The 26,089-nt window shown below is 69.2% G+C and carries 19 protein-coding genes; 15 read left to right on the top strand and 4 right to left on the bottom strand.

Annotated elements, in window-relative coordinates; genetic code table 11:
- Positions 1–2: 2 nt before the first annotated feature.
- The 4 genes from ABD301_RS03585 to ABD301_RS03600 form a co-directional block, all read right to left on the bottom strand.
- Entirely contained in the window at positions 3–1,211 is a 1,209-nt protein-coding gene (locus ABD301_RS03585) for an ABC transporter substrate-binding protein (RefSeq protein ID WP_279579554.1), read from the bottom strand.
- A complete protein-coding gene (locus ABD301_RS03590) occupies positions 1,208–2,380 on the bottom strand; it encodes an ABC transporter ATP-binding protein (protein ID WP_163567384.1) in 1,173 nt (390 codons plus the stop codon). Before ABD301_RS03590 ends, ABD301_RS03585 begins: the two co-directional genes overlap by 4 nt.
- Positions 2,381–2,403: 23 nt before the next feature.
- Positions 2,404–3,831, bottom strand: coding sequence for a gamma-aminobutyraldehyde dehydrogenase (locus tag ABD301_RS03595; RefSeq protein WP_344307093.1), 1,428 nt, complete (start codon positions 3,829–3,831; stop codon positions 2,404–2,406).
- Positions 3,832–4,014: 183 nt separating this feature from the next.
- Positions 4,015–5,358, bottom strand: coding sequence for a COG1470 family protein (locus ABD301_RS03600; RefSeq protein ID WP_344307095.1), 1,344 nt, complete (start codon positions 5,356–5,358; stop codon positions 4,015–4,017).
- Positions 5,359–5,518: 160 nt separating this feature from the next.
- On the opposite strand from ABD301_RS03600, the gene ABD301_RS03605 reads away from it, so the two are divergent.
- The 15 genes from ABD301_RS03605 (at position 5,519) to ABD301_RS03675 (ending at position 26,088) form a co-directional block, all read left to right on the top strand.
- Positions 5,519–6,145 carry a response regulator transcription factor gene (locus tag ABD301_RS03605; RefSeq protein WP_344307097.1) on the top strand — a complete coding sequence of 209 codons (627 nt, stop codon included), beginning with the start codon at positions 5,519–5,521 and terminating at the stop codon, positions 6,143–6,145.
- Positions 6,146–6,335: 190 nt separating this feature from the next.
- Entirely contained in the window at positions 6,336–11,180 is a 4,845-nt protein-coding gene (locus ABD301_RS03610; RefSeq protein WP_344307099.1) for a hypothetical protein, read from the top strand.
- 18 nt (positions 11,181–11,198) lie between these two features.
- On the top strand, positions 11,199–12,278 hold the full coding sequence (locus ABD301_RS03615) for a Pvc16 family protein (protein WP_344307101.1): 1,080 nt from the start codon (positions 11,199–11,201) through the stop codon (positions 12,276–12,278).
- Complete coding sequence (locus tag ABD301_RS03620) at positions 12,275–14,323, top strand: ATP-binding protein (RefSeq protein WP_344307103.1); 2,049 nt, start codon at positions 12,275–12,277, stop codon at positions 14,321–14,323. Before ABD301_RS03615 ends, ABD301_RS03620 begins: the two co-directional genes overlap by 4 nt.
- A 445-nt stretch (positions 14,324–14,768) precedes the next feature.
- Positions 14,769–16,304: a phage tail sheath family protein gene (locus ABD301_RS03625; RefSeq protein ID WP_344307105.1), complete on the top strand. Its 1,536-nt coding sequence runs from the start codon at positions 14,769–14,771 to the stop codon at positions 16,302–16,304.
- Positions 16,305–16,343: 39 nt separating this feature from the next.
- Complete coding sequence (locus ABD301_RS03630; protein WP_163567376.1) at positions 16,344–16,790, top strand: phage tail protein; 447 nt, start codon at positions 16,344–16,346, stop codon at positions 16,788–16,790.
- Positions 16,791–16,794: 4 nt separating this feature from the next.
- A complete protein-coding gene (locus ABD301_RS03635; RefSeq protein ID WP_344307108.1) occupies positions 16,795–17,268 on the top strand; it encodes a hypothetical protein in 474 nt (157 codons plus the stop codon).
- Complete coding sequence (locus ABD301_RS03640; protein WP_344307110.1) at positions 17,265–17,423, top strand: DUF6760 family protein; 159 nt, start codon at positions 17,265–17,267, stop codon at positions 17,421–17,423. Before ABD301_RS03635 ends, ABD301_RS03640 begins: the two co-directional genes overlap by 4 nt.
- A 5-nt stretch (positions 17,424–17,428) precedes the next feature.
- Positions 17,429–20,281, top strand: a complete 2,853-nt coding sequence (locus ABD301_RS03645) for a hypothetical protein (RefSeq protein ID WP_344307112.1) — start codon at positions 17,429–17,431, stop codon at positions 20,279–20,281.
- 18 nt (positions 20,282–20,299) lie between these two features.
- A complete protein-coding gene (locus tag ABD301_RS03650) occupies positions 20,300–20,728 on the top strand; it encodes a phage tail protein (RefSeq protein ID WP_163567373.1) in 429 nt (142 codons plus the stop codon).
- Positions 20,729–20,745: 17 nt separating this feature from the next.
- Complete coding sequence (locus ABD301_RS03655; protein WP_344307114.1) at positions 20,746–21,516, top strand: CIS tube protein; 771 nt, start codon at positions 20,746–20,748, stop codon at positions 21,514–21,516.
- Positions 21,509–23,341: a VgrG-related protein gene (locus ABD301_RS03660; RefSeq protein WP_344307116.1), complete on the top strand. Its 1,833-nt coding sequence runs from the start codon at positions 21,509–21,511 to the stop codon at positions 23,339–23,341. The genes ABD301_RS03655 and ABD301_RS03660 overlap by 8 nt, the downstream gene beginning before the upstream one ends.
- Positions 23,342–23,382: 41 nt before the next feature.
- Positions 23,383–23,664 (top strand): PAAR domain-containing protein, encoded by a 282-nt coding sequence (locus ABD301_RS03665; protein ID WP_163567372.1) that lies wholly within the window; start codon positions 23,383–23,385, stop codon positions 23,662–23,664.
- Positions 23,665–23,674: 10 nt separating this feature from the next.
- Positions 23,675–24,157 carry a GPW/gp25 family protein gene (locus tag ABD301_RS03670; protein ID WP_163567371.1) on the top strand — a complete coding sequence of 161 codons (483 nt, stop codon included), beginning with the start codon at positions 23,675–23,677 and terminating at the stop codon, positions 24,155–24,157.
- Positions 24,157–26,088 (top strand): putative baseplate assembly protein, encoded by a 1,932-nt coding sequence (locus ABD301_RS03675; RefSeq protein ID WP_344307119.1) that lies wholly within the window; start codon positions 24,157–24,159, stop codon positions 26,086–26,088. Before ABD301_RS03670 ends, ABD301_RS03675 begins: the two co-directional genes overlap by 1 nt.
- Position 26,089 lies beyond the last annotated feature (1 nt).

The raw sequence follows: 26,089 nt of genomic DNA on the forward strand, positions 1-26,089 counted from the left end.
GCTCACCCCTGGATGATGGGCTGGAAGATGTCCTGGAAAGTACGGTCTTCGGTCGGCGTCAGCGGCCGGAAACTGTGCAGCCGCGCGTAGTCGGTCGCGGATGGATAGACCAACGGGCTGTCCGCGATCTCCGTCAGTGAGTCCTGGTCGTCACCGGTGGCCGCCGCCGCCTGCGCCCGGATCACCGCCTGGGTGGCCGGCACCGGGGTCACGTAGTTGATGTACTCGGCCAGCCCAGCGGCTATTTTGGGCTGATAGAAGAAGTCCATCAGCTGCAGCGCGTCGACCGGGTTCTCGGCCGTCAGCGGGATGCACATGTTGTCGGTCCACAGCGAGCCGCCCTCTTTCGGAATGACGAACTTGAGTCCGGTGCCTTCGGAGACGTTCTGTTGGAAGATGTCGCCGGACCATGCCATGGTGATCCAGATGTCGCCGTTGGCCAGGGACTTGATGTAGGTCTGGTCGTAGTACGCGCGGACAATGCCCTTGTCCCGCTGTTGTTTCAGGGTCGCGGCGGACTTTTTCCAGTCCGCCGGGCCGGCGCTGGCCGGATTGATGCCCAACTTGTACATGCCGAAATAGCCGAGTTCGTCGGTCGCCGAGAACATCCCCACCTTGCCGGCGTAAGCCGGATCCCACAGGTCGGCGATGCTGGTGATTTCTTTCTTGACGTATTTCGGATTGTAGCCAATACCAGTTATCCCGGACGTCCAGGGGATCGTGTAGAGATTCCCTGGATCGAAGATCTCTTTCTTGTACGTCGGCCCCGCGTACTGGGCGAAATTCGGCAGCCGGCTGTGATCCAACGGCACCAGATATCCGAGCAGCTGCATCTTGGTCAGCTCGATGCCGTTGGTCATCACCATCAGGTCGTAACCAATCGACTGGCCGGCCGCGAGCTGCGGCTGGATCCGGCCGAACCACGACGGGTCGTCCTGGATGACCTCCTGGTATTTCACCGTGGTGCCGGTGGCCTGGGTGAACTGTTTCAGCTGCGTACGCTTGTCATCCATGTAAAGCGGCCAGTTGGCGAAGTTCAGCTTGCCGTGCCGGCTCTGGCCGGCCCAGTACGAGGTGATTTCCTGTTGCGTCGGCGGCGGCTTCTGCTGTCCTTTTACTCCACACGCGGCCAACCCGAGCGACACCCCGCCGGCCAACAGCAACGACCGCCGGGACATGGTCAGGCCTCGGTGCAAGGCGGCCCGATTCACGCCGCCGCCTCGGCCGGACGCACCGGGGTCAGCGGGTACGAATGCCGGGCCTGCCAGTAAAGCCACACCCGGTCGCCGCGCTCGGCCACATCGGAGGCATCCGAGCCGTTCTGCAGGAAAACCGTCATGTCCGCGCCGGTGTCCGTACGCACCGCATAGCTCGTCGAGGTGCCGAGGTAGACAACTTCGGTGACATCACCGAGAATCCGGCAGCAGTCGCCGTCCGGCTTGGTCGCCGACAGCCGCACTTTCTCTGGGCGTACGGTCAGTTCGAGCTCTTCGCCGACAACCGCGGCGGTGGTCTCGACCAGCACCCGTTGGCCGTCACCCGGCTCGATCACCGCGTGCCCGTCGACGACTTTGGCCACCGCGCCGGACAAAAGGTTGGACGTGCCGATGAAACCGGCGACGAAACGGCTGGCCGGCCGTTCGTAGATCTCCCGCGGGCCGCCCAGCTGTTCGACCACGCCGGCGTTCATCACGGCGATCCGGTCGGACATCGTCAGCGCCTCGCTTTGGTCGTGTGTCACGTAAACGAACGTGATGCCGACCTCCCGCTGAATGCGCTTGAGCTCAATCTGCATGGACTGGCGGAGCTTGAGGTCCAACGCACCAAGCGGCTCGTCCAAAAGCAACGCGCGCGGCTTGTTCACCAGCGCCCGCGCCAAAGCGACCCGCTGCTGTTGGCCACCGGAAAGCTGGCCGGGCCGGCGTTTCTCCATGCCGCCGAGCTCCACCAGCTCCAGCATCTGGCCCACCCGGCTGGTGACCTCGGAGCGGCTGACCGCCTTGCGGCGCAAGCCGAAAGCGACGTTCTCGAAAATCGTCATGTGCGGAAACAGTGCGTACGACTGGAAAACCATGTTGACGTCCCGGCGGTGCGCCGGGATGGACGTGACGTCCTCGCCGAGCAGGTGCACCGAACCGGTGGTGGGCACCTCGAACCCGGCCACCATCCGCATCGTGGTGGTTTTCCCGCAGCCGGACGGCCCTAACAGCGAGAAGAACTCGCCCTGCCCGACTTCCAGGTCAAGCCGCCGGACGGCCGGCACCTCGCCGTGCACCGAGCCGTACGTCTTGCTGAGGCCCACCAAGCCGATCGCCGGCGGTTCCCCAGCGGCCACCACGGTTTTCACGTGGCCGCCGGATTTCGTTGCGGTATCACCCATTCTGGTCGCTCCACTGCTCGCGGTCAGGCGCCGAAATAGCTCATGACGTGCTTGACCCTGGTGTATTCCTCCAGGGAGTAGAGGGAGAGATCCTTTCCGTAGCCGGAGTGCTTGAATCCGCCGTGCGGCATTTCGGCGACAATCGGGATATGCGTGTTGATCCACACGCAGCCAAAATCCAGTCGGCGGGAGACCCGCATCGCGCGGGCGTGATCACGCGTCCAGACGCTGGACGCGAGGCCGTATTCCACCCCGTTCGCCCAGGCGACCGCCTGTTCCTCGTCAGTGAAACGCTGGACGGTCACCACCGGGCCGAAAACCTCCTGCTGGATGAGGTCGTCGTCCTGCCGCAGCCCGGAGATGACGGTGGGCTCGTAGAAAAAGCCGCGGCCGCCGACCGCGCGACCACCGGTCCGTACCTCGGCGTGCGACGGCGCGTTGGACACGAACGCACTCACTCGCGCCAGTTGGTTGGCATTGTTGAGCGGCCCGAAATCGGCGTCCGGGTTGTCCAACCCGCCGGTGATGGTACGAGCGGCGGCTTCGGTCAGCGCGGCCACGAAATCATCGTGTACGCCAGCACCGGCCAACACCCGGGTCGCGGCCGTACAGTCCTGGCCGGCGTTGAAATATCCGGCGGCGGCGATGCCGGCGGCCGCTTTTTCCACGTCCGCGTCGTCGAAAACGATGACTGGCGCCTTGCCGCCCAATTCCAGGTGCAGCCGCTTGAGATCTTTCGAGGCGGCCACAGCGACTTCGGTGCCGGCTCGTACGCTCCCAGTCACCGACACCAACTGCGGGATGCGGTGTTCCACCAACGCCCGGCCGGTGTCCCGGTCACCGGTGACGACGTTGAAAACGCCCGGTGGCAGGAATTCGGCGCCGATCTCGGCGAGCAGCAGGGTGCTGACCGGCGTGGTGTCCGACGGCTTGAGGACCGTGGTGTTGCCGGCCGCGAGTGCTGGCGCGAACTTCCAGGTCGCCATCACCATCGGGTAGTTCCACGGCGTCACCTGGCCCACCACCCCGATCGGCTCACGCCGGATCCACGAGGTGTGGTCAGCCAAATACTCGCCGGCGGCCCGTCCCTCCAGCACCCGGGCGGCGCCGGCGAAGAACCGCAGCGAGTCCAGGATCTGCCAGATCTCCTCGGATTTGGTGAGCCCGCGCGGCTTACCGGTGTTCTGGCACTCCAGCTCGACGAGCTCATCGGCGCGCGCCTCGATCGCGTCGGCGAACCGGAACAGCGCGAGGCTGCGTTCGGCCGGCGTGGCGTCCGCCCACCCTGGCGCGGCCTTCGCGGCGGCCTGGAAGGCCGCGTCCACGTCGGCCGGCCCGGACCGCGGCGCCACCGCGAACACCTCGCCCGTACACGGATCAACCAGCTCGTCCGTCCGGCCGTCGGCGGCGTTCACGTACGCCCCACCGACGAAGTTCTGCAGCTGACGCACCCATCCACCCCTCTCCTGTCACCGCCTGGAGAGTGTCGACTTTGACAGACTCGATGCCTGTCGACAAGTGATTCCGTTGAATTACTCCCCGCAACCGACGGAATCAATTGACCTGAGTGGCCTTGGACAGCGAACAGGTGCACAGCCAGGGCTTGGCTGTGCACCTGTTTCGTACGAGAGCGGTTAGTTGGTGGCCGGCGGCGTGACGCTGGTGTACGTCACGGACCCGTACTCCCGGCAGGTGCCTCCGCCCTGGACCTTGCCATTGAGGGGGATCGGGTCGCCTGCCTTGGTGCAGTTGATCCGGATGGCCAGCACGTGCGGCTTGGTCCCGTCCTGCCCACCGGCCTTCGCCGTGGTGAGAACCAGCGCCGGGTCGAACTTGAACGGGAGCTCGAACAGGTTGTCCAACGCCTGCGTCCACTTCGGGACACCATCGACGAGGATCTCGATGGTGCCAGTGTCCTTCTGCGGATTCGTGATGTCGATCTGGGGCACGGTGTAGACACCGCCCTTGACCGGCACCAGGGTGGCCAGGTCGCGGGGGTCGGTGGTGACGGCGCTCTGCTGGCCGTTGTTGGCGTGGGCAGCCAGCTGGGTGGACGCGTTCGCGACGACGGGCGCCTTGCCGCTGGGCGTGGCGCTGGGCGCGGGCGCGGCCCCGTCGGGGGGTATGCCGGCCTTGTCGAGCCGCCGGTTGGCCGCCGCTGCCGCCGACTGGGCGGCCTGTACGGCCGCCGCCGACTGGCCGGCGGCGTCCTCGGCCGCCTTCTGCGCGGCACTGTCGATCGCCGGTTTGGCCAGCAGGAACCAGGCCGCCGCCGCGAGGATGATCAGCGCCAGGATCGCGGCCACCCACTTGAGGATGTTCCGCGGCAGGATCGCCACCTGGAGCATGTTCGCGTCGAGCACGATCGGCGCGCCGTCGCCCGGCGACACCATCACCTGGAACGGCCGGGTGATCGGCTGTCCCCGCCAGTACGCGCGGCGGGCCCGTACGTCGATCGCGGAGAACAATGCCTGCCCGGGCTGCACGGTCAACATCGATGGGCGCGGCCGTACGGTCAACTGCCCGTCCGGGTCGCCGCCGGAAAGCTCGACATGGACGGGCACGTTGCCGGTGTTGTCCACCGCCACCTCGTGCCGGGCCCGCCGGCGTCCCCTCGACGTACGCGGACTGATCTCCGCGGTCGTCTGGAAGAACGGGCGGATCCGGACCAGGCCCTCCACCGCGGTGGCCGCCGCCGGGTTCTCGGCCGGCAGCACCCGTACGGCGTAGGGGACCTCACCGGCCGGCACCCGGGACGAGCGGGGCGGGGAGAACGTCACCGAGACCTCGGCGTCGTTGTCCGGGTAGATGTTGACCACCGCGGGTTCGATCGTGGCCCAGCCGGCCGCCGGCCCCACCACTTCGAACCTGTATTGCTCGATGATCGGGCTGCTGTTTCGGATGGTCACACCGCATGAGGCGGTGGCGCCCGGCTCGATGTCCAGAGTCGGCGCGTCTAGGGTCGCGTGGGTGCTCACGAAGGGCACCGTAGGGGGTAACCGCCGCCCGGGCACGTCTCAAGTGGGAACACCTTCGGGCAACAACAACCGCACTTTAAGGGCACCTTAACCGTCACGAGGATGCTGACGGCACAACGTTGGTGTCACCCGTGTGACCCCCTTCTGGCAGGTGGTTTAGATGATGGAACGGCTCGCGGTCCTCCTCCACGCGCGTGATCCGATCTCGTACGCGGGCATCAGGGGGCAGCTGGCACCCCGCCCGGAGGTCCGGATCGTCAGCAACGACGAGTGGGAGTCCGCGACGGTCGCGCTGGTGGTCACCGACCGGATCGACGAGGCGGCCATCCGGGCGCTGCGTGGGCTGCGGTGCCGGGGCATCAACCGGCTGGTCATCGTGGCCACCCAGATCGACGAGTCCGAGCTGGTAGCGGTGGTGGAGATCGGCGTCGCCGGGCTGGTACGACGCACCGACGCCACCGCCGACCACCTGGTCAAGGTGCTCAAGTCGGCCGCCGCCGGTGACGGCGCGGTGCCGCCGGACCTGCTCGGTAGGCTGCTCAACCAGGTCGGGCAGCTGCAGCGACAGGTGCTCGGCCCGCGCGGACTCACCTTCTCCGGCCTCGCCGAGCGGGAGGTCCTGGTGCTGCGGCTGGTGGCGGACGGACTCGACACCGAGGAGATCGCGCAGAAACTGTCGTACTCCCAGCGGACCGTCAAGAACGTGCTCCACGACGTGACCAGCCGGTTGCACCTTCGGAACCGCTCGCACGCGGTGGCGTACGCGCTGAAGCACGGCTTGATCTGAACGTTCATTAAGGCAGGGAGCGGTGCCCGATCGGGCACCGCTCCCTGCCCGATTCTCTGGCCAGCGTCCGGTGTCCCTGGACCGCTGGCCACGCAACGGTGGACACCGGTGCCGTCCGGGGTTGCCGACGACGAGGAGATGGGTTCCGACTGTGGCGAAGAAGGACACTGCCGTTCGTACTCGAACGAGAGTGGCGGCAGTGCTGGTCCTGGCGATGGTGGCCGCGCTGACGCCCGCGTCCGTCGCACAGGCGCAGTCGCGTCCCGGAGGTCCGCAGCACAACGCCTACGGCGACCTGCTCGCGTACGCCGGCGGCGGCAGCCCGACGCTGGCCAGCGGGTCCACCCACGCGAGCGTGCTGCCCGCGGCCCTCGCCGACAGCAGCGCCGACGACCCGAGCGCGGCCGGCTCGGCGCTGGTCTGGATCACCCACACCCCGGCCACCGGCGGCTCAAGCGAGACCGACGGCGACGTCATGTACTGGGCCGGCGGCACCGCCGCGCCCGTACGGCTGACCAACGACTCGTACGTCGACGAGCACCCCGCGCTCTCCCCGGACCACAAGACCGTCGCCTTCGCCTCCAACCGGGACGGCCAGTTCGACATCTGGCTGGTCGACACCAACGGCACCAACCTGCGCCGACTGACCACCAGCCAGGGCAACGACGACTGGCCGAGCTTCGGCCCCAACAGCGACCGGATCGCGTTCGCCAGCACCCGGGACGACCCGTACGGCGACATCTACACGGTGTCCACCGCGGGCGGAGCCGTGCACCGTGTCACCACCGAGCCGACCTCCGAAGGCGAGCCGGCATGGTCACCGGACGGCCGCACGATCGCCTTCAGCACCGACCGCTTCCGCAGCAGCTTCAGCGACAAGGCGCATTCGGACGTCATGCTGGTCCCGGCGGCCGGTGGCCCCGAGACCCGGTTGACCACCAGCATCGACTCCGGCGAGCCAGCGTGGTCGACGGACGGCACGCTGGCCTTCGTCAGCCGTACGGCGGACACCGGCGGGGACATCTACACCATGAAGCCGGGCCAGCAGAGCGCCACCGCGCTCGCGGTCGGCCCGGAACCGGACTCCCGGCCGACCTGGTTCACCGCCGGCGGCGCCGCCTCTGTCGTCTACGGCAGCATGCACACCAGCACCGACTCGGACATCTGGACCGTGGACCAGTACAGCCAGGACCCGGCCGGCAGCCAGCGGCGGAACCTGACCGCCACCCCGGGCACCGCCGAGTCCGATCCGTCTTTCTCGTACGACGGCACCCAGCTCGCCTTCACCCAGACCAACAGCGGCGGCCAGAGCCGCATCGTGCTGGCCAACAGCGACGGGACCGGCATCCGGGCCCTGACCGCGTTCACGTTCGACCAGTACGACTCGCAGCCGGAGTGGTCGGCGGACGGCAAGCTGGTCGCCTTCACCCGCCGGACCGGCAACGGGGACGGCAGCCACACCTTCATACGGATCGCCGAGGTCGGCGGGTCCGGCCGGCAGTGGCAGGTCCCGCAGACCGGCACCGGGAACTTCTACGACGACCACCCGACGCTCTCGCCGGACGGCACCACGATCGCGTTCCGCCGCTACCTGAACGGCCAGTCCCGGATCTATACGGCCGCTCTCACGCACAACTCGGACGGCTCAGTCGACATCGCCGAGCCGCAGCTGTTGCTGTCCGACGATTCGCACGAGGACTGCGGCGGCCAAGGGCCGATCGGCGACTCCGACCCGCAATACCAGCGCAGCACGTTCCAGACGCTGATCGCTTTCGTCGCCGAGAGTGGGCACCGCATCTGCGCGTACGACCCGAGCCTGCCCAGCGGAGCGCGGATCACCACCATGGGCCGCCCAACGGCGGACGGCAACCTGTCCGAGCCGGCGTGGACCGGCAGCCTGCTCGCCTTCACTCTGACGCCCTCGATCAACACCCTGGCCGCCCGGATGGCCGCAGCGGCCAAGCCGAAGGCCGAGCAGGTGAACGCCGACTCGTCGCTGTGGATCGTTTTCGGCGCCGAGCGCAACCACACGCCGACGCAGCTGCTGTCCGCGCCGGGTGGGGTCGACCACGCGAGCTTCCAGTCGATGAGCGGCGACGTGTCGCTCTCGGTCAGCTCCTCGCCGGAGCCTGCCAACCCCGGTGACCAGGTGCAGCTCACGTACAAGGTCACCAACAACTCGGCCCTGCCGGTCCCGCACACCTGGTTGCGGATGGACCTGCCGCCCGGTCTGCCAGTACGGTCGGTCACCCCGCAACCGGCCTGCCAGACCGACGGCACCGCCTGCGTGATCACCAACCTGGCCGCCAAGGGCTCCTTCACGGCGCAGGTGACAGTGACCGCGGCACAGGCGACGGCCGGCCGGGCCAGCGGCACCGTACAAGCGCAGTATCCGGACGGCGTCAGCGCCGAGACCCAGACCGCGGACATCCTGGTGACGCCGTCGACCGACTATCGCCTCTCGTACGCCAGCAATGACGCGGCGAACCTCTTCTACGCGACACCCGGCACCCCAACCAGGACGCCCGCGCTGACTGGTACGGCCGGGCTGTACGGCACCGACGTCAGCGCCAACGGCACCGCGCTGACGTGGGTGAGCAGGGCCGCCGCGAGCGGCAGCGCGAACGTCGGCGGCTCGCTCACGTACGCCGCCGACGCGGGGTCGGCCCCGGTCAAACTGAGCACCGACACGTCGTCGTACCGCCATCCCGTGCTGTCGCCGGACGGCAAGCGGATCGCCTTCTCGTCCAACCGCAGCGGCCAGTTCAACATCTGGGTCGTCAACATCGACGGCAGCGGGCTGATGCGGATCACCACCGGCTCCAACGACGACTGGCCGGCCTGGTCGCCGAACGGCCAGAACATCGCCTTCAGCAGTACGCGTACGGATGCGGCCGGCGACATCTATGTCACGCCGGCCGCCGGCGGCGCGACCACCCGGCTCACCTCGTCGGCCGGCATCGACATCCAGCCGGCGTACTCCCCCGACGGCACCCGGATCGCCTTCGCCACCACCCGGTTCCGCGGCGGCGCCACCAGCGGGCCGACCGATGTCGCGATCATGCCGGTCGTGGGCGGGGTGGCCACCCGAATGACCAGCGCGACGGACTCCAGCCGGCCGGCGTGGTCGCCGGACGGGACCCAGATCGCGTACGTGACCACCCACGACGACGGCGCCGGCGACATCTACGCGCTCAAGCTCGGCACCACCACCCCGGCCAAGGTCGCCACCCGGTCGGACACCGCCGAGACGAGCCCCACCTGGTGGACTCCCACCAGTGGCGCCCAGCCGGCCGTGCTTTACTCCGCCCTGACCAACGGCAACGACAGTGACATCTGGAGCAGCGCGCTCAACGGCGCCGGCCGGATCGACCACTCGGCCCGGCCCGGCCTGGACGAGAACGAGCCGGCGTACAGCAAGGACGGCAGGAAGCTCGCGTACACCGAGTTCGACTCGACGGGAGACAGCCGGATCGTGCTCGCCGCCGCCGACGGCAGCGGCGCGAAACCGCTGGCCGACTTCGGCGACACGCTGCTCAGCGACAGCTCACCGACCTGGTCGCCGGACGGCAAGATGCTTGCCTTCACCCGGACCCGCTACACCGTCTCGTCCACCGGCGAGTACACGACCGCGGATTCCTGGATCGTGATCATGCGAGTCGACACGACTCCGGTGGTGCTCCTGGACCGGCTGCCGCTGCCGGCTGGGACCACCGGCTTCGACGCCGATCCAGCCTGGTCCTCGACCAACCCCAACCAGCTCGCACTGGCCCGGTACGCCAATCCCAACCAGTTCGGGAGCAGCGCGGACGTCTGGTTGGCGACGCTGGCCATCACCAACACCACCGCCACCGTCACCAGCCAGCACAGGCTGACCACCTCGGACACCCAGTGCGGCACCGCCCGGAACTACACGCCGGCGTGGTCACCGGACGGCAAGCAGCTCGCGTACGTCGCTTTCGTCTCGGCGGGCGAGGGCAGCTTCACCCAGCTCTGCGCGATCGGCGCCTCCGGGTCTAACGACCGCAAGGTGCTTGACGACAACAGCAACGGCACCACGATCTCCGTCGCCGACCCGGCGTGGTCACCGGACGGCAATTACATCGCCTTCGGATCGTTCATCCAGGGGTCGGACCTCGCCGCCGCCGCCAAGCCGGCCACGACCAAGTCACGTACCACCAGGCGGGCCGCGGCCAAGCCGGCCGCCGCCCCGGGCGCCGCCAAGCCAGCCGCCGCGCAGGCGAGTCAGGTTTCCGGTAACGACACGATCATGCTGGTGAACGCCACGGGTGGGCCGGGCGTCCAGGTTCTCGGTACGCCCGGTGGCGCCGCCGAGCCGGCGTTCGAGCCGAAGGCACCCGATGACGTCGTCCCGCCGAACACCGTCGGGCTGGGCGTCTCGGCCACGCCGCAGCCGGGGTACGTGGGAGGGCCGGTCGTCGCGGTGACGTACACGGTCACCAACAACACCGACGCTCCGGTGCTGAACCCGGTCGTCGCCACCGGCCTGCCCACCACGCTGCCAGTTGCCTCGGTGAAGCCGTCGACGGTTTGTAACGCGACCGCGACAACCTGCACGCTGCCGACCATCCCGGCCTTCGGCAAGTCCACCTTCACAGTCAACCTGACCCCGGCGGCCGCGGTGAACGCGCAGGTGACGGGCAAGCTGTCGTACAACTTCACGGGCAGCCCGACGGCCAGCACGAGCAAGACCGTGCCGCTGGTGGTGATCGGCCCGAACCTGAAGACCGTCCCGTCGGTCGGCCCACCCGGGCTGGACCCGGTGGCCACCGGCAGCGGCTTCCCGCCCAACACGCAGTTGCTGGTGACCTGGGACAGCGGAGTCAAGATGCCGCCGTCGAAGGTCACCACGGACGCCAAGGGCACGTTCCGGATCCCGGTCCTGGTCCCGTACCACGACTGGCCGGGCAAGCGGAAGGTCACCGTCACCTTCGTCAAGACCGGCCAGACCATCACACCGACACAGGCCGGCTACATGGTCGGCGGCGTGCCGAACTTCCCCGGTGTCGACTAACCCTCAGGAGACAACGCGATGATTCACGAGGTCGATGAGGCTCTGCGTGAGCTGGTACGCAGCAGGGCGTTGCCGGGCAACGAGGTGGAGGTGGCGTTCGAGGCGCCGACCAAGGACTGGGCGGCCCGGCGGAACGCGCCGACCGTCAACATCTACCTGTACGACATCCGCGAGGACATGCGCAAACGGTCCCGCGGCATGATCAACGCGTACGACGACCTCGGCAAGATCGAGTCCCGGCATATGCCGCCCCGGCACATCAAGCTGTCGTATCTGCTGACCGCCTGGACCCAGCGGCCGGAGGACGAGCACCGGCTGCTGTCCGCACTGCTGACCAGCCTGCTCAGTTACGAGGAGATGCCTCGCGAGCTGCTGACCGGATCGCTCGCCCAGATCGGCCGGCCGGTCGCGGTGACGGTGGCCCTACCGCCGCCCGAGGACCGCTCTTTCGCCGACGTGTGGACGGCCCTTGGAGGTGAGCTGAAGCCCTCGCTCGACGTGGTGATCAGCGCGCCGGTGATGGCCGGCCGGGTCTTCCAGGCCGCCCAGACCGCGACCGCCGGTATGTCGCTCGTCAGCACCGACACCGAGACCGGCGAGTCCGACGACCCGCTGCGCCACCTGGTGGAATACCCCACCGAGGAGGAGATCGCGGCGGCCGCCGGCAGCACCATCGCCGGCACCGTGGTCCGGTCCGGCCGCGGCGGTGGTCGTACGACCGGCGCAGGCGCGACCGGCGGCGGTAGGGACGGCGGCGGTAAGGGCGGCGGTGGTTCCGCTGGGGATGGCGACTCCGGTACGACCGACGGCACTGGTGGGGCTGGTGGACTCAGTGGGCTGGGCGGTGCCGGTGCGCGTACGGGCAGTGGCCATCCGGCCGGGATTCCCGGGGTGCCCGGCGAGCCCAGCTATGGCGAGCCCGGCCCCGGTGGCGCACCCACACCGCGGATCGCGATCCGACGGCGGATGCGGATCGGTCAAACGGCGGCGAACCCGGCCGGTGGCATCTCCAGGGGCGGCACCTCCAAGGGCAGCGCTTCCAAAGACAGCACTTCTAAAGACGGCACCTCTAGAGACAAGGGAACTGAGAAGAAGTGACGACGGCACAGTCCGTCCTGGACCGGTTGGCGGTCCTGGAAGGCCGGGTCCGGCAGGTGCTGGCGGCCCGACAGGCCGCCGATCCGCGCGCCGATGACGCTTTTCGCGGTCTGTATCTGTCGGACGAGATGATCGAGACGCTGCTGGAGGAGCCGCGCGGCCCGCTGACCGGCGGTGAGCCGACCGGCCCGCCAGCCACCGCCGATCCCAGCCGGCTTGGCCGGCTGGCCGCCGGAGCCCAGCTGTCCGAGCTGGACACCGAGCTGTTGCTGATCGCGGTGGCGCCGGACGTGGACAGCCGGTTCGAACAGTTTTTCGGTTATCTCAACGATGATGTGACCCGCCGCCGGGCCACCGTCGGCCTCGCGCTGCGGCTCTGCGGGCTGCCGGAGAACTCGGCCATTGGCCGTACCCGGCTGACCGGCGACGCGCCGCTGATGCGTACTGGTCTGGTCGCCGTCGAGGACACCGACCGGCCGCTGCTGAGCCGGCAGCTGCGGGTGCCCGATCGGGTCGCCGCTTACCTGCTTGGCGACGACCGGCCCGACGCCACCCTGACCTCGGTGTGCTGGCCGGACGACTTGGCCGACCTGCCGGCGCTGCCCGGTGCCACCGAACTCGCGCGGGCGCTGCGGGCCGGAACTTCGTTGACGTACCTGCGAGAACTCGCCGGCGGCAGCGGGCTGGCGCTGGCCGCGGCCGCGCTGGCGCTGGCCGGTCGGCCGCCGCTGCCGATCAACCTCGAGGTGCTGGAGAGCGGTGAGTCGGACGGCTCCACCCTGCGCGGCCTGCTGGTCGAGGCGCTGCTCACCGGCGCCGGCATCATCGCCGGGCCGCTGGGCACCGACGGCGGCCGCGCCCTGCGGGTCACCGTCGAGCTGATGGTGCGAGCCGCCGTGCCGCTGATCGTGTTCGGCCCGAGCCGGTGGGATCCGCGCTGGTCCGACCGGGCGCCGCTGCGGGCGGACGCCGCGCCGGTCGGTCCGGCCCTACGGGACGAGCTGTGGCACGGCGGCCTCGACGGCAGCCTCGCCGTCGGGGTGGAGCCGACCGACGTGACCGCGCAGTTCATCCTCTCTCCCGTGCAGATCCGCCGGGCGGCCGCGGCGGCGCGTACGCTCGCGGTCGCCGACGGCGACAGCGGCGTACAAGCGGCCCACCTGCGTCAGGGCGCCCGCGACCAGAACGCGGCCGGCCTGGAGCGGCTCGCCCGCCGGATCGAGCCGGCGGTCGGCTGGGCCGACCTGGTGCTGCCGGACCAGGTGGCCGGCCAGCTCGGCGAGCTGTCCGCTCGGGCCCGGCACCGCGAGCGTGTGCTCACCGACTGGCGGATGCGGCCAGGTGGCGGCCGCGGCCGCGGGGTCACCGCGCTGTTCGCCGGCGACTCCGGCACCGGCAAGACGATGTCGGCGGAGGTGATCGCTGGCGACCTCGGGCTCGACCTCTACACCGTGAACCTCGCGACCGTGGTCGACAAATATGTCGGTGAGACCGAGAAGAACCTGGAGCGGATCTTCACCGAGGCGGCCGGCGTCAACGGCGTACTGCTTTTCGACGAGGCCGACGCGATTTTCGGCAAGCGTTCGGAAGTACGGGACGCGCACGACCGCTACGCGAACATGGAAAGCGCGTATTTGTTGCAGCGCATCGAAACCTTCGACGGCCTCGCCATCCTCGCCACCAACCTGCGGGCCAACCTGGACGAGGCCTTCACTCGCCGACTGGACATCGTGGTCGATTTCCCGGTCCCAGACGAGCCGCTGCGCCGCGCGCTCTGGGACGCCTGTCTCGGTCGTACTCTGCCCCGTTCGTCCGATGTGGACCTGGACTTCCTCGCCGCTTCCTTCGAACTGGCCGGCGGGCACATCCGGTCGGCCGCCGTCACCGCCGCGTACCTGGCCGCCGAGGCCGACCGCTCGGTGAGCATGGCCGACCTCGCCGGCGCGGTCGCCCGGGAATACCGCAAGCTCGGGCGGCTGGTGCTGGAACGCGAATTCGGAAAATACGTCGGAGTCCTGTCCGGGCGCAGTCAGAGCGCCTTCTGAGATTTATTGATCTTGGTTGGTCGGTCCGTACGAAACGGATAATCCGGACCGGCGTCCGCTATCGGTGGGCCGACTAACCAAGCGCCACCCGATCTGGGTGGAGGCCCACTTCACCAGGGGACTGCGACAGCGCCGTAGCGGCTGGCGAGGTGGATCTACGTGGAGTGCGGGTGCCTTCCCGGGCCATCCGGGAAGGGGTGACGGAAGGCTTGACAGGGGTCAACTCGCGATCCTTGACAGATCACGCTATGAAACCGCAGCGTCCCGTGTGTTTGCCGGCGACCGCGGGTGCCCGGCCGGGTCCGGGCGGCGTCGGGTGGGGCGATGGCGGTGCCCTATGGGGCACAAAGTGGTTCCCGGATACCCATCCTGTTGGTCGTGTCACCGGCCCCGTACGAAGACGAGGATTCCTACGGAGAACAAAAACCCTCGACCGGGAGGCTCGATGCCCACCTATCTGTCCCCAGGCGTGTACGTGGAGGAGGTCGACTCTGGTTCGCGCCCGATTGAGGGCGTAGGAACCGCAGTCGCCGCCTTCGTCGGCTTCGCCGCCCAGGGTCCCTTCAACACCCCGACGCTGGTGTCGAACTGGACGCAGTACGTCCAGAACTTCGGCGACTTCGTCGAGGGGACCTACCTCGCTCAGTCCGTCTACGGCTACTTCCTCAACGGCGGCGGCAACTGCTACGTGGTCCGCATCGGTGGTGAGGCCGCGAACGGCAAGGCCGCGCTGCCGGCCGGCCCGCAGGCTCAGCTCGGCGCCTACCAGGTGGTCGGCAGGGAGCTGACCGCCGGTGGCGGCGGCGACATCAGCGTCGAGGTCGGCCCGGCGACCGGGGAGAACCCGGCCGACGACCGCTTCACGCTGAACGTCAAGCGTGGCAACAAGGTCGAAGAGACCTTCGAGAACGTCACCACCAAGCGTGGCAAGGACAACGTCGTCACCGCGGTACGCGAGCGGTCGAAGTTGATCACCCTGACCGAGCAGAACACCGGCCCCGGTGTGGTCGCCAAGCCCGCCGGCAGCGCCACCCTGAAGCCGCCGCCCACCCCGGAGCCGGTGCCCGAGCGGGTGAACGCCATGGACTACGTCGGTGACGTGTCCGCGCGGACCGGTTTCGGTGGCCTGGAGACGATCGAAGAGATCACCATGGTCGCGGCGCCGGACCTGATGACCGCGTACGAGCGTGGCGCCATCGACGGCGAGACGCTGAAGGCCGTTCAGCTCGGCATGATCGCGCACTGCGAGCTGATGGGCGACCGGGTCGCGATCATCGACCCGCCGCCGAACCTGAACGTCCAGGAAGTGCGTAACTGGCGGGTGAACGAGGCCGGCTACGACTCCAAGTACGCCGCGCTCTACTACCCCTGGCCCAAGGTGCTGAACCCGGCCAACGGCAAGAACGAGTTCATCCCGCCGAGCGGCCACGTGGCCGGTGTGTGGGCCCGCAGCGACGACGAGCGCGGGGTGCACAAGGCGCCGGCGAACGAGGTCATTCGCGGCGCGGTGTCGCTGCAGACCTCGATGACCCGGACCGAGCAGGAGCTGCTCAACCCGATTGGCGTCAACGCGATCCGGTCGTTCCCGGGCCGTGGGGTACGCATCTGGGGTGCTCGTACGCTCTCGTCCGACCCGGCGTGGCGCTACCTGAACGTCCGTCGCCTCTTCAACTACCTCGAAGAGTCGATCCTGGGCGGCACCCAGTTCGTCGTCTTCGAGCCGAACGACGACGCACTGTGGGCCCGGATCCGTCGTACGATCGCCGCTTTCCTGGTGAACGAATGGCGCAAGGGCGCCCTGTTCGGCCTGACGCCGGACGAGGCCTTCTACGTCAAGTGTGACCGGGAGACCAACCCGGCCGAGGGCATCGACGCCGGCCAGGTCGTCTGTGAGATCGGCGTCGCGCCGGTCAAGCCCGCCGAGTTCGTGATCTTCCGGCTGGCCCAGTTCTCCGGTGGCACCAGCCTGGTGAACGAGTAACCGACCGCGCATCCGATTTTGGAGTAAGGAGAATCCACCATGGCACTACCCGATCTCGACAGAGCGGTCGGTTGGTCGTTCGGCCTGGAAATCGACGGCATCCAGGTGAAGGAAATTCAGGAGATCAGCGGCCTGAAGATGGAGCAGGACGTCATCGAGCTGAAGCACAACTCGTCGGCGGACGGCAAGTACGTCAACAAGAAGATGCCGGGCCGGGCGAAGGCGGGCGAGTTCACCGTCACCCGTGGCCTGTCCGACGACTCCTCGTTCGAGAAGCTGATCAAGGATGCCCGGCTGGGCAACATGGGATCGGCTCGTAAGAACGGCGCAGTCGTGGTCTACGACTACCAGGGCGCGGCGATCAAGCGCTACAAGATCACCGCACTGTGGGCCAAGAGCCTGGAAATCGGCTCGCTGAAGGCCGGCGGAACCGACGTGCTGACCGAGAAGCTCACGCTGACCTACGAAACAATGGAAGTGGAGTAGCGCGATGCGCCGCACCATGGTCCTCCCGGACGCCGCCGCGGTGGCGGCGTCCGGGGCCCCGCCCGCCGGCCCAGCCGCCGAGGCGGCTCCGCCGGCAGCCGCACAGACGCTGCGCACCGAGTTCGCGTTCGAGTTGCCTCGCGGCTACGTCGACGACGACGGCAAGGTGCACAAGCACGGCGTCATGCGGCTGGCGACCGCGCGGGACGAGCTGTTCCCGTTGCGCGACGACCGGGTTCGGGAGAACCCGGCCTACCTGACCGTGGTGCTGCTGGCCCGGGTGATCACCCGGCTCGGCGACATCACCGACGTACACGCCATGATCATGGAGGACCTGTTCGCCTCCGACCTGGCCTTTCTGCAGGATCTCTACCGGCGGATCAACAGCGAGGGCCACACCCGCGCCGCGGTCACCTGCCCGGAGTGCGAACACCGGTTCACCGTCGACGTGGCAGGTGGGCGCCTGGGGGAATCGTGACGTACGCGACCGACCGGCTGCACGAGGAGATCGCGTACGTCGCGTACCACTTCCACTGGTCGTGGGAGGAAATCCTCGATATGGAACACCCTGACCGTCAGCGGTTCGTGGCGGAGATCGCCCGCATCAACACCAGGATGAGCGAGAGTCGGTAGCAACCATGTGGCCATGGTCGTCACGCGTCCAGCGGACCGCCCAGGAGGTAACTCCGGGCGGTCCGGCGGCGCCACCAGCGAGTCAACCGGAGCCGGCGCCGTTCCGGGCCGCCGAAGCCGGCGACTGGCAGGCGATGGCGCCGATGGGGCGTACGTTCTCGGCGCACCCGCTGGTCAACCCGGTCCAGCGGTTGACCGACAACCTGACCAGCTGGCGCGATCCCACGTACCTCGCGCCGCTGGGCCACAGCATTGACCCCGGTGGCCCGTCCGGGGTCATCCCGGCGTCCCTGACCCCGCCGCCGCAGCTGCCCACCTCGCCGCAGGACATGCCGTTGGCGACGCCCGCGCCGAGCCAGCCGGAGGCTCGTCGCGGCGGCGCTTTCACCGCTATCCAGCGAATTTTCGGTGGCGATGCCACCGCACCCACTCGTCCGACCGTCGCCCGCTCGGTGCAGACGCCGGCCGACCCCGTTTTCGCTGACGCGCCCACCGCGTCGGCCGGTTCCACCGCGCCGACCGTCGGCGCGAGCCCGCAGGCGATGCCGGTCCTGGACCAGGCGCCGGCTCAAGCCGCGCAGCCGACCAGCCACCCCGACCTGGTGCTCGCCACCCCGGTCCAGCGGGCCGAGTCGCTCACCACTTCGACGTACCAGCCACCCACCCGGACGCTGACCGTACTGCCCGCCCCGACCCCCGCGCCAGTGGTCTCGCGAGCCGTCGCGGACCCGGGAGCTGACCTGCTCGGCGATCCGGTTTCGTTGGCGGACAACCAAAATCTCCCCGAAGCAGCCCAGGACTCGGCCGTGCCGACGCTTGGGTACGACACCGACTCCACGCCGGCCGACCAGCCGGCAGCGCCAGCGCCGACCACCAGTGCGCCCGGATCGATGCCGGGCATGCCGGTCGTACCAGCGGTCCAGCGGGCCGTCGACGACAACCCCCCGACACCCGCCGGGAGGCGCGTAGGGCTGGGCCCCGCGTTGAGCGGACCCAGTGCGAGCAGCCGGCCGACCGCGCAACGCGCCGCCGACTCCCCCTCCTTGCCGCTGGCTGCCCAGCCGGCACCGGACGAGGCGCCGACCGTTCAGCCCACGCTCGGGTATCAGCCACCGGTGTCCGGCCAGTCGGCCGGATCGACTCCGGTCGCGCCTTCGGTCCAGCGGGCCAGCGCCGCGGGTACGACCAGCCGCCGACCCGGCCTCGGTGCGCCACTGAACCAGGTGGGCGACGCCGCCGCTGGACCGGGGCCGGCGCTGGGCGGCTCCCCTGACCTGCCGCTCTCGGTGTCCCGGGCAGCGGACGGTGTCGGCTCGGTGGCCGGCCCGAAGTCCTTCTCCGAAATCGCCGCCGCGGCCGTCCAGCGGGCCGCCGCCGACGAGTCCGGCGACCCGGCGTTTGACAACGCGGCTTTGGACAGCGCGGCTTTGGACAGCGCGGCTTTGGACAGCGCGACCGACGAAGGCGCCCAACACCCGCCGGAAGTCGGCGCCCCGCCGGCGCTGCCGGTGGCTCCGACGCTCAACTCCAGCCAGCTCTCGGATCCGGCACCGGCCCGCGACCTCGCGCCGATGCCGGTCCAGCGCGTTCCGGCCGCCGGCTCGGATCCGCTGGTCACCCGCCCACCGGCGGACCGCCCGACGGTCGGCGCCACCGAGTCCACGATGTCCACAGTGGACAGTGGCCCGACGCTGTCGTACGCCAGCGGCTCCGCTCGTACGACGCCATCGGGTCCCGATCCGTTGGCCGGCCTGCCGGAGCTGCCGGTCGTCCAACTCGCCGCGGACGGCTCGTACCGCCCGGCCACCAGCAGCAGCACCGCCGCGACCTCGGCCACCCAGACCCTCGGCTCGACTGGAACGAGCGGTACTGGCGGCATAGACCTGGCCACCAGCACTGACCTCACCGCCAGCACCGACTTCAGCGCCGACAGTGGTGCGGCCTCTTCCGGCAGCAGCGACCTCCCGCTCGCCGCCGGTGAGCTGACCAGCAGCCCATCCGGCGGCCCTTCCGGCGCCGGTGCGCGGTCGCTGATGGAGAACCTGCCGGTGGTTCAGCTGGTCGGCGACCGCTCGCCGATCCCGGTGCTGCCGACCGCGGCTACCACCGCCGGCGCCGGCGCGACCGGCCCGGTCGCCGTACCGGCCACCAACAGCTGGAGCGCCAGCGCACCACCGACGGTGGTCTCCCGGGCCATCTCCTCCACGGTTCCCACTCCACCCGCGACCCCGAGTGCCGCGAGCAACGGCGCAAGGCAGGCGACCAACCGGCAGGAGGGGCTCCCCAACGCGGCTCCGGTCCAGCGGTCCGCCACCTTCGACCTCCCGACCGCCCCGATCGCCGGTCCCGCCGACACCATCTCGGCCCCCAGCGGACCCTTCGGCGGCACGGCCAGTCCAGCGCAGGCGCCAGCGAGTACGGCGGTGCAGCGGGCCAGTGGCCTGCCGGAGCTGACACTGCCGCCGGTGGCGCAACTCGCGTCGGCCGGGTCGGACGGCGGTGCGGCAACCGGAGCCGGTACGCCCGGACGGCGGCCAGCCGGGGCCCAGCCGCTGGTGTTGCCGCCGACCCAGGAGCAGCTGACCGCGCAGATGGTGCAGCGGTTCGCGGCCGGGCCGGAGCCGGTGGTGCAGACGTACCCGACCGAGACCATGACGGTGCAGGCCGCCGACGCCGGCCCGGCCCCGGCGGCGGCACCAACTCCGGCCGGCGGCGCACCAGCGGCGCATCCGGCCGCCGGCGCCCAGCCACCGGAGGAGCTGCTGAAAACGCTCTTCGATCCGCTGTTGCGCCGGCTGAAGGCCGAGCTGCGGCTGGACCGCGAGCGTCGCGGCCTGATCACCGACACCAAGCGTTGACCACGAGGAGACTGAACGATGGCTGATGATGTAGAGGCCCCGGTAGCGGTCTGTTTCGTGGTGAAGATCGACGACCAGAGCCTGGGTACGTTCGACAGCTGCGACGGCCTCGGCATGGAGTTCGTGATGGAGACCCGCGAGGAGGGTGGCCAGAACGGCATGGTGTGGCAGCTGCCCACCCGGATCAAGTGGTCGAACGTGAAGCTGACCCGGCCGGTGAGCAAGGACACCGAGAAGGTGACCAAGTACTTCGCCGCGATGGCCGCTGGTTTCCAGCGCAAGACGGCCGTCATCGAGGCTCGTACGCTGCACGGCGAAGTGGTCACCAGCTGGTCGCTGGCCGGGGTGATCCCGGTCAAGTGGAGCGGCCCGCAGCTGGGCATGGACAACAACAAGATCGCGATGGAGACCCTGGAGCTCGCGCACCACGGTTTCCTCGGCACCTGACCGGGCAGGGATAAATCATGAGTTCACCAGTCACCTTCAGCTCGCCCGGCACGCCGGCGGCCAGTACGTACGGCTCGACGCCGCCGGACAAGCTGATGCACGCCAGCCTCATCGTGATGGAGCCGCCGGCGTCCGCGACAACCGGCGAACCGGGCGCCCAGATCGACGAGATCAAGTTCCAGTTCAACCCCAAAGAGCTGTCGCTGACCAAGACGGCGAAGTGGAAGCGCAGCGACCAGCGCAACGCGAAGAAGAGCGCGCCGCCGGAGTTCACCGGATCGGACCCGGCCAAGCTGCAGCTGGAGATGTTCCTGGACGGCACCGAGAAGATGGACGACTCGGTGGTCAAGACCGTCGAGAAGCTGTTCCAGTGCTGCGTACCGACCGCGAAAAGCAACAGCAACACCAAATCCTCGCCGCCGTGGGTGAAGTTCGTCTGGGGCGGGATGCACAGCTTCCCGGGCGCGATCACCACGGTGACGGCGAAATACACCCTGTTCAGCTCGAGCGGCACCCCGATCCGGGCGCTGTGCACGCTGACCCTGGAGGAGATCTCCGGCACCACGCCTGGCCAGAACCCCACCTCCGGGTCGCTGGCCGGCCGGGACGTACACACCACCACGATTGGCGACACGCTCGCCTCGGTCGCCTACTCGGCGTACGGGAACCCCGAGCTCTGGCGTGACCTGGCCGAGGCCAACAACATCGACAACCCGATGGCGTTGCGGCCGGGCACCCGGCTGCTCATCCCCGCGCTTGAGGACCTGAACGTGGGTGGCCGTGGCTAACGAAAGTTTCGCCAACGCGCTGGTCGTCGAGGTCAACGGCGCCAAGCTGCCGGCCGACGTGGCCAGCATGATGGTGATGGCGTACGTGGACGACAGCCGCAACGTGCCGGACCTGTTCGTGCTGCGCTTTCGCGACCAGGACCAACTGGTGCTGCAGAAGGGCAAGTTCCAGATCGGCGTGCCGATCAAGCTCTCGGTGCAGACCGCCGACCCGAGCGGCCCGCTGCCGCTGTTCGACGGCGAGTGCACCGCGATCGAACTGGACGCGGACGTCACCGGCACCTTCACCGAGGTCCGCGGCTTCGACAAAGCGCACCGGCTGACCCGAGGGCGCCGGGTCGTCGCGTACCCGAACATGACCCTCAGCGACATCGTCAACAAGGTCGCCAGCCGGGCCCAGATCCCGGTCGGCAAGATCGACCCGGTGAGCGGGTTCGGCGGCGACCCGAACTCACAGGTCACCCAGGACAACATCAACGACGCCGAGTTCCTGCAGCGACTGGCCGACCTGGTCGGCGCGCAATACACCGTGACGGACGGGAAGCTGACCTTCAAGCTGCCCGAGCCGCCCAGTGACGCGCCCGACAAGACCGCGAAGTCGACCACCAACCCGCTGGTGCTGGAGCTCGGCCGCAACCTCGACTCGATCCGGGCCACCATCACCGCCGCCGAGCAGGTGCCCCAGGTGGAGGCGCGTGGCTGGGACCCCAAGACGAAGCAGGCGGTCACCCAGCAGGCGCCTCCCAAGTTGGCCGGCACCGAGGTCTCCGGGCTGGATCCGGTGGCGCTGGCCGGCAAGGTCGGCAGCCCGCCGATGCTGTCCGCCAACCCGGCACTGCGCAACCACGGCCTGGTCAAGGCCAGCTCGGACGCGATGGCCGCGCAGTTCGGCAACGCGTGCGCCGAGCTGGAGGGCGTCGCCAAGGGCAACCCCAAGCTGCGGGCCGGCGAGGCCGTGTCACTGGGCAACGTGGCGGCGCAGTTCGCCGGCAAATACACCCTCACGAGTACGAGGCACCTGTTCAGCCCGGAGGTCGGCTACACCACCGCCTTCACCGTGTCGCACCGCGAGGACCGGTCGTTCTACGGCCTGACCTCGGGCGCTGGCGGCGGCGCGAACGGCGTCACCGGGCCGGTGCCGGCGATCGTCAGCGACATCAAGGACCCGGACAAGGTCGGCCGGGTCAAGGTGACCTATCCGTGGCTGTCCGACGACTACACCAGTGGCTGGGCTCGTACGGTCCAGGCCACCGGCGGCAACACGTACGGCTCGGTGTTCCTGCCGGAGGTCGGCGACGAGGTGCTGGTGGACTTCGAGAACGGCGACTTCGACTACCCGTACGTGCTCGGCGGCCTCTACAACGGCAAGGACGCGATGCCCAAGCTCGCGACCGACCCGGTGGACAGCGCGGCCGGGCAGGTCGGCGTCCGGGCCCTGGTGTCGCGTACGCACCATCGGCTGGAGCTGATCGACAAATCGGACGTGGACGCGATCCTGCTGTCCACCGGCGACGACAAGCTGCTGATCAAGCTCGACCACAAGAACCAGAACATCGAGGTCACCAGCAGCAAGTCGATCGCGATCACCGCGAAGAACGGCATCAAGATCGACTCCGGTACCGGTCCGTTGGAGATGAAGGGCCAGAAGGTCACGGTGACGTCGACCACCGACGTACAGGTGGACGCCAACGCCGCGATCAAGATGAAAGCCACCGGCCCGGCCAGCCTGGAGGGCGCCACCATGAAGGTCGCTGGCACCGCCACCGGCGAGGTCTCGGCCGGCGCGATGCTCACCGTCAAGGGCGCCATGGTCAAGATCAACTAGGTCCGTCAACCCATATTTCCCAGCGAGAAAGAGAAAAAGCCATGCCACCAGCGGCGCGAGTCGGGGATCTCACCCCGCATCCAGGCGTCGTCACCGGACCTGGGGTGCCGACGGTGCTGATCGGCGGTATGCCGGCGTCCGTCATGGGCGATCTGCACACGTGTGCGTTCCCGCCACCGGCGGTGCACCCGCCGACCCCGCTCATTCCGCCGTGCTGCCCGACCGTGCTCATCGGCGGCAAACCGGCGGCACGGGTCGGCGACATGTCCGGCTGTGGCGCGCCGATCCTGCCGCCAGGCTGCCCGACCGTGATGATCGGCTGAGGGGCCTGACATGCGACACGAGTTCATTGGCGCCGGCTGGGCCTTCCCGCTGCACACCGACGCGACCGGTTCGATGGCGCTGGTCGCCGGCGACCGCGAGGTGGCCGAGGCGATCCGGCTGATCCTCGCGACGATGCCGGGCGAGCGCCCGATGCGGCCGGCTTTTGGCTGCAACATCCACGACCTGGTGTTCGCCCCGGCGGACGCGGCGACCGCCGGGCAGATCGCGTACGAGGTACGGGTCTCACTCGACCGGTGGGAGCCGCGGATCCTGCTGGACGACGTGGTCGTCAGCTTCGACCGGGTCGACGAGGGCATGCTGCTGATCGACATCCGCTACCGGCTGCGGGACAGCAACGACCCACGCAACCTGGTTTTCCCCTTCTACACCATTCCCGCCCACGACGGACCGGACGGCATCGCGGCCGAGCAGCGCCCGGCCGAGATCGCCGCCGCCACCGACGCGGTGGCGCTCAGCAAGGGAGACGCGTGATGGCGCTGCCCACCCCCAACCTGGATGACCGCCGGTTCCAGGACCTTGTCGACGAAGCGAAGCGGATGGTGCAGCAGCGCTGCCCGGAGTGGACCGACCACAACGTGTCGGACCCGGGTGTCACGCTGATCGAGACCTTCGCCTTCATGGTCGACCAGCTGCTCTACCGGCTGAACCGGGTGCCGGACCTGCACTATCTGAAGTTCCTGGACCTGATTGGCGTGCAGCCCTTCCCGCCGACCGCGGCCGTCGGCGACGTGACCTTCTGGCTCTCAGCCGCCCAGGAGAACCCCATCCGGGTGCCGGTCGGTACGCAGGTTTCCAGCGTACGCACCGAAATCGAGGACTCCGTCGTCTTCACCGTGACCAAGAAGCTGGACATCGTGCCCAGCAGCCTGGTCCGGTTGGCGTTGGCCGCGCCCGGCAACACGCCAGTGGACCGCACTGACGAGCTCGCCGACTCCGGCTCGATCCCGGTCTTCTCACCGGTCCCGCAGGTCGGCGACACGGTGATGTTCGGGCTGTCCAACGCGGTGCCCAGTTGCGCGGTGCTGATCCGGGTGGAGGCGCAGGCCGAGGGCGTCGGCGTCGACCCGCGGGACCCACCGTGGATCTGGGAGGCGTGGAACGGCCAGGGCTGGACGGTCTGCGAAATCGACTGGGACACCACTGGCGGGTTCAACAAGCCCGGCGACATCGTCCTGCACGTGCCTTCGACGCACACCCCGTCGGTGGTCGGCCGGGCCCGCGCCGGCTGGCTGCGCTGTCGCGTACTGGAGGCCGAGGAAGGCCAGCGGTTCTATTCCAAGCCGCCCAAGCTGTTCAGCGCGTCGGTCAGCACCATCGGTGGTACGGCCGCCGCCGCGCACGCGGACATCATCGTGAACGAGGTGCTCGGCGAGTCCAACGGCACGTCCGGCCAGCGGTTCACCTTTGGCCGGCAGCCACTGGTGGCCCCGGAGGGCCCGATGACCGCCGAGGTCTCCGGGCCGGAGGGCTGGCAGGAGTGGGTGCAGGTCACGTCCTTCGCCGAGTCCAAGGCCACCGACCGGCACTTCACCCTCGACCCGGTCGGCGGCGAGCTGATGTTCGGGCCAGCGATCCGGCAGCCGGACGGCGGCATGGTGCATTACGGCGCGGTGCCGCCCAAGAGCTCGGTCATCCGGGTGCCCGAATACCGTACGGGTGGCGGCCGGGACGGCAACGTGGCCCGCGGCATGCTGCAGGTCCAGCGTGAGCCGATCCCGTTCGTGAGCAGTGTCATCAACCGGCGGCCGGCGATTGGCGGAGTGGACGCCGAGTCCGTCGAGGACGCCGCCATTCGCGGACCTTTGTTGCTGCGTACGAAAGACCGGGCCGTCACCGCCGAGGACTACGAGGCGCTGGCGATCGAGGCCGCGCCGGACGCGGCCCGGATCCGCTGTGTACCGGTCGAGGAGGCCGGCACCGCCGTCCGGGTGCTCGTCGTACCAGCCGTCGGGGACACCACGGACCTGCGCTTCGCCGACCTCAAACCCAGCAACGAGCTGCTGACCCGGATCGGCGCGCACCTGTCCGGCCGGCGCTGCGTCGGCGCCCGAGTGGCCGTCGAGCCGCCGTTCTACCAGGGCGTGACGGTGGTGGCGCAGCTGACGGCGACCACGCGAGCGTCCGCGGACGCGCTGCGGGCCCGCGCCATTCGTACGCTCGACACGTACTTCAACCCGATCACCGGCGGCGCCGACGGCCGCGGCTGGCCGTTCGGTCGGCCCGTCCAGGCCGGCGAGGTCTTCGCGGTGCTGCAGCGGCTGCGCGGGGTGGAGCTGGTGGAAGGCGTCCAGCTGTTCGCCGCCGATCCGGTGACCGGCGACCGCGGCGACCCGCAGCAGCGTATCGACCTGGCCGCGAACGGGCTGGTCTTCTCGTACCGGCACCAGATCCGGGTGCGGTGAC

Origin of the sequence: Fodinicola feengrottensis (genome assembly GCF_039530045.1) — a bacterium.
In the GTDB taxonomy this organism is placed as follows: Bacteria; Actinomycetota; Actinomycetes; order Mycobacteriales; family HKI-0501; genus Fodinicola; species Fodinicola feengrottensis.

Excerpts from the sequence above, each read along its gene's own strand:
- ABD301_RS03590 (WP_163567384.1), bottom strand. The coding sequence starts at position 2,380 with ATGGGTGATACCGCAACGAAATCCGGCGGCCACGTGAAAACCGTGGTG.
- ABD301_RS03605 (WP_344307097.1), top strand. The coding sequence starts at position 5,519 with ATGATGGAACGGCTCGCGGTCCTCCTCCACGCGCGTGATCCGATCTCG.
- ABD301_RS03615 (WP_344307101.1), top strand. The coding sequence starts at position 11,199 with ATGATTCACGAGGTCGATGAGGCTCTGCGTGAGCTGGTACGCAGCAGG.
- ABD301_RS03625 (WP_344307105.1), top strand. The coding sequence starts at position 14,769 with ATGCCCACCTATCTGTCCCCAGGCGTGTACGTGGAGGAGGTCGACTCT.
- ABD301_RS03630 (WP_163567376.1), top strand. The coding sequence starts at position 16,344 with ATGGCACTACCCGATCTCGACAGAGCGGTCGGTTGGTCGTTCGGCCTG.
- ABD301_RS03635 (WP_344307108.1), top strand. The coding sequence starts at position 16,795 with ATGCGCCGCACCATGGTCCTCCCGGACGCCGCCGCGGTGGCGGCGTCC.
- ABD301_RS03645 (WP_344307112.1), top strand. The coding sequence starts at position 17,429 with ATGTGGCCATGGTCGTCACGCGTCCAGCGGACCGCCCAGGAGGTAACT.
- ABD301_RS03650 (WP_163567373.1), top strand. The coding sequence starts at position 20,300 with ATGGCTGATGATGTAGAGGCCCCGGTAGCGGTCTGTTTCGTGGTGAAG.
- ABD301_RS03655 (WP_344307114.1), top strand. The coding sequence starts at position 20,746 with ATGAGTTCACCAGTCACCTTCAGCTCGCCCGGCACGCCGGCGGCCAGT.
- ABD301_RS03665 (WP_163567372.1), top strand. The coding sequence starts at position 23,383 with ATGCCACCAGCGGCGCGAGTCGGGGATCTCACCCCGCATCCAGGCGTC.
- ABD301_RS03670 (WP_163567371.1), top strand. The coding sequence starts at position 23,675 with ATGCGACACGAGTTCATTGGCGCCGGCTGGGCCTTCCCGCTGCACACC.
- ABD301_RS03675 (WP_344307119.1), top strand. The coding sequence starts at position 24,157 with ATGGCGCTGCCCACCCCCAACCTGGATGACCGCCGGTTCCAGGACCTT.